Source organism: Roseisolibacter sp. H3M3-2 (assembly GCF_029211165.1).
Taxonomy (GTDB): Bacteria; Gemmatimonadota; Gemmatimonadetes; order Gemmatimonadales; family Gemmatimonadaceae; genus Roseisolibacter.
Genome location: NZ_JARGEK010000240.1, coordinates 1 through 7,564 on the forward strand (window position 1 = coordinate 1; position 7,564 = coordinate 7,564).

The following is a 7,564-nucleotide window of genomic DNA, read 5'->3' on the forward strand; positions in this document are numbered from 1 at the left end:
CGCGCGCGCGGCGCTGTCGGCCGGCGCGGCGGCCCGGCCGCGGGCGCTGTCGGCGCGCGCGGTCGAGTCGCGCACCAGCGAGTCGGCGCGCGCCAGGTCGTAGGCGAAGAAGCTGCGCCCGATCGAGTAGAACACGCCGCGCCCGTCGGGGCGCCACCCGGCGAAGTCGCCGCCGATGCGCGTCAGCCGCCGCACGGGCACCGGCGCCTGCGCCGGGTTCACCACGCTCACCGTCGGCGCCGTCCCGCCCACCACGGGCACGTCCACCACGAAGACGTTGTTCCCCGCCTGCACCAGCGCGCGGTCGCCGTCGGGCGACAGCAGGATCTCGGTGGCCGGCGTCGGCTGCGGCGTCGCCTGCCGCAGGTCCACGTACCCGGTCACGCGCAGGTGCTGCTTGCGGTCGGTGCCGTCGAAGCGCATCGACACGAGCCCCTGCTGCCCCTGCGTGAGGTAGATCCGCTCGCTGTCGCCGCGCGTGAAGTGCGGCATCCCGCCGTTGGCGATCGGCGCCACCGCCGTCGGCGCGCCGCCGGCGCTCGGCAGCCACACCAGCTCGCGCCCGAACAGGAACCCCTCCTCCTGGCGCGCCTGGCGCGGGCCGCGGTACGCCACCAGCCGCCGCCCGTCGGGCGTCCACGCCACGTCGCTGTAGTAGGCCGTCTGCGGCGTCAGGCGCTCGGGCTGCCCGGCGCCGTCGGCGCGCACGCGGTGCACGTGCCCCCCGTCGTCCCCCCACGTCACGTACGCCAGCCAGCGCCCGTCGGGGCTCCACGCCGGCATGTGCTCGCCGACGTTCCTGCCGGTGCGCGTCACCCGCCGCGGCGTCCCCGACGGCAGCTCCACCGTCCACAGCTTGTCGAGCGCGGTGAACGCCAGCCGCCGCCCGTCGGGCGACGGGCGCGCGTTGCGGATCTGGCTCACCGTCAGCGTCGTGTCGTTCACCCCGTAGTCGAACTTCGACAGCGCGCCGAGCTGCAGGTCCACCTCGGCGCGGAACGGGATCGGCGTCGCCTCGCCCGTCGGGATCGCGACCCGCCACAGCTTCCCGCCCCACGTCGTGATGAGCGCCTTCGAGTCCGGCGTCGCCGCCATGTTCGGCATGAGGTCGCGCGAGAAGCGCGACTCCATGTCGTCGCGCTGCACGTTGCGCCGGAGCCACCGCTCGTCGCCCGTCTGCAGGTCGCGGATGCGCAGCGACGTCGTCGTGTCCTCGCGCGTGGCGTAGATCAGCCACCGCCCGTCGCGCGTCAGCACCGGCTTGAACGCGCCGCCGGGGGCGCCGGTGCGCGGCGCGGTCTGCCCGGTCTCGCGGTCGTAGACCGTGACCTGCCAGTCGAACGCCGTCTGGTTGTAGCCGGCCGCGCCGCCGTTGCGCGACGCCGCGTACACGTAGCGCGCGTCGGGGCCGAACGCCGCGCCGACGTAGTTGGGCGTCGCGTTCCCCCCCGGCCCCGCCGGCGCCGGCGCCCCCTGCCCCGCCGGCGGCGCGCCGCCGACCATCCGCACCCCCGTGCCGCCGTCCTTGTTGTACAGGTAGAGCGCGTACAGCGTCCCGAACAGCGACGCGTTGCGCGACACCGCGATGTACTTCCCGTCGGGCGTCCACGCCGGCGACAGGAACTGCGTGCGCTCGACCCGCGTCACCTGCCGCGCGTCGCGCCCGTCGGCGGCCACGGTCCACAGGTTGTCCGACCCGTCGCGGTCGCTCACGAACGCGAGGCGCGTCCCGTCGGGGCTCCACCGCGGCTGCGCGTCGAACGCCAGCCCGCTGGTGATGCGCGTCGCCGCGCCGCCGCCGACCGGCATCGTGTACAGGTCGCCCAGCAGGTCGAACACGAGCGTGCGCCCGTCGGGGGAGACGTCGACCGACAGCCACGTCCCCTCCTCGACCGTGAACTTGAGCGGGCGGCTCGGCGTCAGCGGGAGGGCGGCGGCGGTGGGCACGGCCGCGCGCGGCGCGGCGGCGGCGTCCTGCGCGCGCAGGCGCGGGGACGGGAGCGCGGCGAGCCCCAGCAGGGCGGCGACGCGCAGGGCGGTGGGACGCATGGGAGCGGGGCGCGGGTTCGGGTGGCGGGCGTCCCGAACCTTTCGCGCGTCAGGAACCCGCGCCAGAGGGGTGGGACGGCTGGCGTGCGGGCCGGGTCCGGCCGTAGTGTCCGCCGTATGCGACCCACGACCTTCCTCCTCGCGCCGCTCGCCGGCGCACTCCTCGCGGCCCCCGCGGCCGCCCAGACCGGCGCCCTGCGCGCCGCTCCCAGCACGCGCGCGACCGCCGAGGTGGTGCTGACCCTCGCCGACACCGCCGCCGCCCGCGTCGCCGGCCCGTCGAAGATCCGCATCGACTACGGACAGCCGCACCTGCGCGGCCGCCGCCTGCACACCGACTCGCTCGTCCCCTACGACCGCCTCTGGCGCACCGGCGCCAACGACCCGACGACGCTCACCACCGACGTCGACCTGACGATCGGCGGGACGGCGGTGCCGAAGGGGAGCTACGTCGTGCAGTCGATGCCGGCGCGCGCGGGGTGGCAGCTGGTGCTCCAGAAGCCGCCGGCCGCGCAGGGCGGGCAGCCCACCGACGTCGCCCGCATCCCGCTGCGCGCCGTGACGCTCCCGCAGGCCGTCGAGAGCCTGACCTTCTGGCTCATCCCCTCGACGCAGCCCGGCGCCGCGCGCGGCGAGCTGCGGTTCGCGTGGGGGACCACCGCCCTCGCGGCGGACTGGCAGGTGCGGTAAGGCACCTGCGACCTGCGACCTGCGACCGTGTGCTCTCGCAGGTCGCAGGTCGCAGGTCGCAGGTCGCGGGCGTTCAGTCCGCCCGCAGCGCCGTCGCCGGCGCGATCCGGCTCGCCCGCACCGCCGGCAGCCACGCCGCCGCCAGCGCCACCAGCGCCACCACCACCGTCGACGCGGCCAGCACCGCGGGGTCGTCGCCGGCGAGGCCGAACAGGAGCGAGCCCGCGAGGCGCCCGAGCCCCAGCGCCCCGGCCAGCCCGAGCGCGCCGCCGGCCAGCACCATCGCCCCCATCTGGCGCAGCACCAGCCCGCGCACCCGCCCGGCGTCGGCGCCGAGCGCCATGCGCACGCCGATCTCGCGGCGGCGCTGCGCGACCGTGTAGGCGAGCACGCCGAACAGCCCGACCGCCGCCAGCAGCGTCGCCAGCGCCGCGAACCCGGCCGACAGCGTGCCGACCATCCGGTCGAGGTACACGCTCTCGCGCGCCTGCTGCGCCAGCGGCTTGAGCATCGCCACCGGCAGCGTGCGGTCGATGCGCGCCACCGCGCCCGGGATCGCCCGCAGCGTCGCCGCCGGCGCCCCCGCCGCGCGCACGTAGAACGCCGCCGCGTTGACCGTCGTGTCCTGGCGGTACGGCGTGTACAGCATCGGCGGCGGCGCCTGCTTCACCCCCGAGTAGTTGGCGTCGCGCACCACGCCGACGATCTGGATGTCGAGCACCCCTTCCGGCGAGCGCCCGTCGCGCCCCAGCCGCGCCCCCAGCGCCCGCGCGCCGAGGCCGAACTTCCGCGCGAACGCCTCGTTCACCACCGCCACCTTCGGCGCCCCCGCGCGGTCGGCCGCCGAGAAGTCGCGCCCCCGCAGCATCGGGATCCCCATCGTGCGGAAGAACCCCGGCCCCACCTGCGCCGTGCGCACGTTGGCGTCGGTGTCGGGGCCGCGCGCGAACCCCTCGACGCTCACGTTGCCGCCGTTGCTGCTGTTGGTGAGGAAGGGCGTGCTCGACGCGGCCACCCCCTGCACCCCGGGGAGCGTCGACAGCTCGTCCTCCACGCGGCGCAGCGTCGCGTGCGCGCGCGCCGGCTCGTAGCCGCTGAGCGCGGGGAGCAGCGCGAACTGCACCACGCGGTCCGCCTCCATCCCCAGGTCCACGTCGCCGACGTTGCGCAGGCTCTTCACGAACAGCCCCGCGCAGCCGAGCAGCGCCAGCGACATCGCGATCTGCGCCGTGACCATCCCGGCGCGGAAGCGCGTCGCCGCGCGCGCGCCGCCGGGGATCTGCCCCGCCCCCGCGCGGATCGCCGCGATCAGGTCGGCGCGCGTCGCGTGCAGCGCCGGGAACAGCCCGAACACGAGCCCCGTCCCGACCGACACCGCCCCCGCGAACAGCAGCACCGACGGGCGCAGCTCCAGCGACAGCGAGATCCCGAACCCGACCGCCGCGTCGGGGATGAACGACGCGATCAGCCGCAGCAGCCCCTGCGCGACCAGCAGGCTGGCCGCCCCGCCGACCACCGCCAGCACCGCCGACTCGCCGAGCAGCTGCAGCACCAGCCGCCGCCGCCCCGCCCCCAGCGACATGCGCACCGCGATCTCGGCGGCCCGCCCGGCGCCGCGCACCAGCAGCAGGTTCGCGATGTTCGCGCAGGCGATCAGCACGACCAGCCCCGTGATGCCGAACAGCAGCAGCGCCGGCAGCCGCGTCGAGCCGCGCAGCGTGCTCTGGCCGCGGCTCCCGTCCGTCACCTCCACCGCGCGGTCAAGGAACGCCTGCCGCGTGCGCGCCGAGATGCCGGGATACAGCGCCAGCTCCACGTCGCGCAGGATCGGGCGCATCGCCGCGGTCAGCTCCGCGCGCGCCGCCTCGGCGGTGGCGCCGTCGCGCAGCCGCCCGAACGCGTACACCCAGTGCTGCTCGCGGTCGCGCAGCGCCTCGGGCCCGCCCATGAACGGGTCCACCGTCCCCGCCTCGAGCATCGGCACCCACACCACCGCGCGCATCCCGAGCGTCGTCCCGTCGAAGCCGCGTGGCGCGACGCCCACGAGCTCCAGCGCGCGCCCGTTCACCAGCAGCCGCTTCCCCACCGCCGCGGGGTCGGCGCCCAGGTGCGTGGTCCAGTACGCGTGGCTCACCACCGCCACGGCGTGCGCCCCCGCGGCGACGTCGTCCTGCGGGCCGAGCAGCCGCCCCGCCGCCGGCGCCAGGCCGAGCGCGCGGAAGTACTCGCCGGTGACGAAGACGCCGTCCGCCTGCAGCGCCGCCCCCTCCGCCGGCGCCACGCTGGCGAGGAAGATCCGGTGCGCCGCCAGCGACGCCAGCGCGCCGCGCCGCGCCGACAGGTCGCGGAACATCGGGAGGCTCAGCACCTCGTCGCAGGTGCCGGACTGGTTGCACTGGTCGGTGCCGAGGATCGGCGCCGTGGTGGTGACGTTCACCAGCCGGTCGGCCGCCGGCACCGGCAGCGGGCGCAGGAGCAGCTCCTCGAACACCGAGAAGGCGGCCGCGTTGGCGCCGACGCCGAGCGCGATGCACAGCACCGCGACCGCGGCGAACCCCGGCGCGCGGCGGAGCGAGCGCAGCGCCACCCGCGCGTCGTGCGCCAGCGACTCGACGCGGTCGCGCAGGCGGAGGCGCTCCTCGCGCCGCTGCGCCGACTCGTGCAGCCGCCCGCGCGCCTCGTGCACGGGCCCGAAGCGCCGCTCGGCCTCCGCGCGCGCCTCGGCGGCGGTCAGCCCCTCGCGCTCCAGCTGCGCGGCGCGCAGCGCGAGGTGCAGGCGGATCTCCTCGTCGGCCTCGGCGGCCGCGGCGTCGGGGCGGCGCACCGCGAGGCGGAAGAGGCGCCGGATGCCGGGACGGATCTCGTGCTCGGACATGCGCGCCTCCTCAGGCCGGCCCGGCGGCCGCGGTCAGGATGTCGGTGACGGTGGCCGCGTAGCGCACCCACTGGTCGGTGCCCGCGGCGAGGTGGGCGCGCCCGGCGTCGGTGACGCGGTAGTAGCGGGCGCGCTGGTTGTTGGCGGTCACGCCCCAGTCGGCGGCGGCGAGCCCGCGCGCCTCCAGCCGGTGGAGCGCCTGGTAGAGCGCGCTGTCCTGCACGCCGAGGGTGCCGTCGGAGCGCCCCTCCAGCCACTGCGTGATCTCGAAGCCGTGCATCGGCGTCCACGTGAGCGCCTTGAGCACGAGCACGTCGAGCGTCCCCTTCACGAGGGGGAGCGGATCGGCCACGAGGCCTCCAGAGTTAGGGGTCAGAATCTGTAGGCCTGTACGCGCCGGTCGCCGCAGCGGTTTCGCGGGCTTGACGCGCGGGTCTTCCTGCTGAATTATCAGCACGGTTGATTTTTCAGCACTCGCATCCCGACCGTCATGACGCCGACCCCCGCCGACCTGTCGCGCCGCGAACGGCAGGTGATGGACATCCTGCACCGCCGGGGCGAGGCCACGGTCGCCGAGATCATGGCCGAGCTCCCCGACCCGCCCACCTACTCCGCGGTGCGCTCGGTGCTGCGCATACTCGGCGAGAAGCAGCTCATCCGGCACCGCGACGACGGCCCGCGCTACGTCTACTTCCCCGCCCAGGAGACGGAGACGGCGCAGGAGCGGGCGCTCGCCCACATGGTGAGCACCTACTTCGCCGGATCCCCCGAGCAGGCGGTGACGGCGCTCCTCCGCATGTCCGACGTGGACCTCGACGACGCCGAGGTCGCGCGCCTCCGCGACGCGATCCGTCGCGCCCGCGACGACGGGAGGTAGCGCATGCTCCCCGCGATGCTTCCCGCCCCGCTCCTCCTGCTGCTGCTCAAGGCGACGGTCGTGCTGGTCGCCGCGCTGGCCGCCGCGCGGCTGCTGCAGCGCGCCTCGGCCGGCGCGCGTCACGTGGTCTGGCTGGTGACGCTCGGCGCGCTGCTGGTCGTCGTGCCGGCGCTCGCCGCCTGGGCGCCGCTCCACCTCGCCGTGCTCCCCGCGCTCCCGACGCCCGCCGCGACGGCGGCCCCGGTGTCCGCTCCGATCGTGCAGGCGCGCGCGCCCGACGTCGTCCCCGCGCCGCGCGTGCCCTCCCTTCGCGCCCCGCCGTCGACGCCCGCCGTCGACGCGCCGACGCCGCGTCGCCTGGCGCTCGGGCCGACGCTGCTCGCGCTGTGGGCGGCCGTCACGCTCGCGATCGGCGGCGCGCTGGTGCGCGCCTGGCTGGCGGTGCGCCGCATCCTCCGCCGCGCCGCGCCGCTGTCGTCCCCCGACTGGACCGACCCGCTCTACGAGATCGCCGACCGCCTCGGCCTCGACGACGCGCCACGGCTCGTCCGCAGCGCCGACGCGCGGATGCCCTTCGCGTGCGGGCTGTCGCGGCCGACCGTCGTGCTCCCCGCCGGCAGCGACGACTGGACGCCCGCGCGCCGGCGCGCCGTGCTGCTACACGAGCTCGCGCACGTGCGCCGCCGCGACCTCGCGGGGCACACGCTGGCGCGCGTCGCCTGCGCGCTCTGGTGGTTCCACCCGCTCGTGTGGACGGCCGCCAGGCGGCTGCGCGCCGAGAGCGAGCGGGCGTGCGACGACCTCGCGCTGGCGTGCGGCGCGCGTCCGGCCGACTACGCCGAGCACCTGCTGGACATCGTCACGTCGGCGCGCGGCGACGCGACGCCCATCACCGCGCTCGCCATGGCGCGCCGCACCGAATTCGAGGGCCGCATGCTCGACATCCTGGATCCCGAGCGCCCGCGCGGCGCCCCGACGCGCCGCCAGACGCTGGCGCTCACCGGCGCGCTCGGCGTCGTGACGGCGGTGGTCAGCGCCACCGCCCCGGCGCCGCGCGCGACGCCGGCCGCCCC

General features: G+C 76.7%; 5 protein-coding genes and 1 pseudogene. 3 read left to right on the forward strand and 3 right to left on the reverse strand.

Annotated features, from left to right (window positions below; genetic code table 11):
• A pseudogene (locus PYV61_RS17330) lies at positions 1-2,049 on the reverse strand (amidohydrolase); the annotation flags it as partial.
• A 117-nt stretch (positions 2,050-2,166) separates the two neighbouring features.
• Between PYV61_RS17330 and PYV61_RS17335 the strand changes: the two are divergent.
• A complete protein-coding gene (locus tag PYV61_RS17335; protein ID WP_275833902.1) occupies positions 2,167-2,739 on the forward strand; it encodes a DUF2911 domain-containing protein in 573 nt (190 codons plus the stop codon).
• A gap of 73 nt (positions 2,740-2,812) precedes the next feature.
• Here PYV61_RS17335 and PYV61_RS17340 read toward each other — a convergent pair whose 3' ends face one another.
• Together PYV61_RS17340 and PYV61_RS17345 are read right to left on the reverse strand one after the other, a co-directional pair.
• Complete coding sequence (locus PYV61_RS17340) at positions 2,813-5,614, reverse strand: ABC transporter permease (RefSeq protein WP_275833904.1); 2,802 nt, start codon at positions 5,612-5,614, stop codon at positions 2,813-2,815.
• Positions 5,615-5,624: 10 nt separating this feature from the next.
• Positions 5,625-5,966 carry a PadR family transcriptional regulator gene (locus PYV61_RS17345; RefSeq protein WP_275833906.1) on the reverse strand — a complete coding sequence of 114 codons (342 nt, stop codon included), beginning with the start codon at positions 5,964-5,966 and terminating at the stop codon, positions 5,625-5,627.
• A 138-nt stretch (positions 5,967-6,104) separates the two neighbouring features.
• Between PYV61_RS17345 and PYV61_RS17350 the strand changes: the two genes are divergently transcribed.
• Both PYV61_RS17350 and PYV61_RS17355 read left to right on the forward strand, forming a co-directional pair.
• Positions 6,105-6,491: a BlaI/MecI/CopY family transcriptional regulator gene (locus tag PYV61_RS17350; protein WP_275833908.1), complete on the forward strand. Its 387-nt coding sequence runs from the start codon at positions 6,105-6,107 to the stop codon at positions 6,489-6,491.
• A 3-nt stretch (positions 6,492-6,494) separates the two neighbouring features.
• Positions 6,495-7,564 (forward strand): M56 family metallopeptidase (locus tag PYV61_RS17355; RefSeq protein ID WP_275833910.1); only part of this gene is annotated, 1,070 nt, incomplete at its 3' end.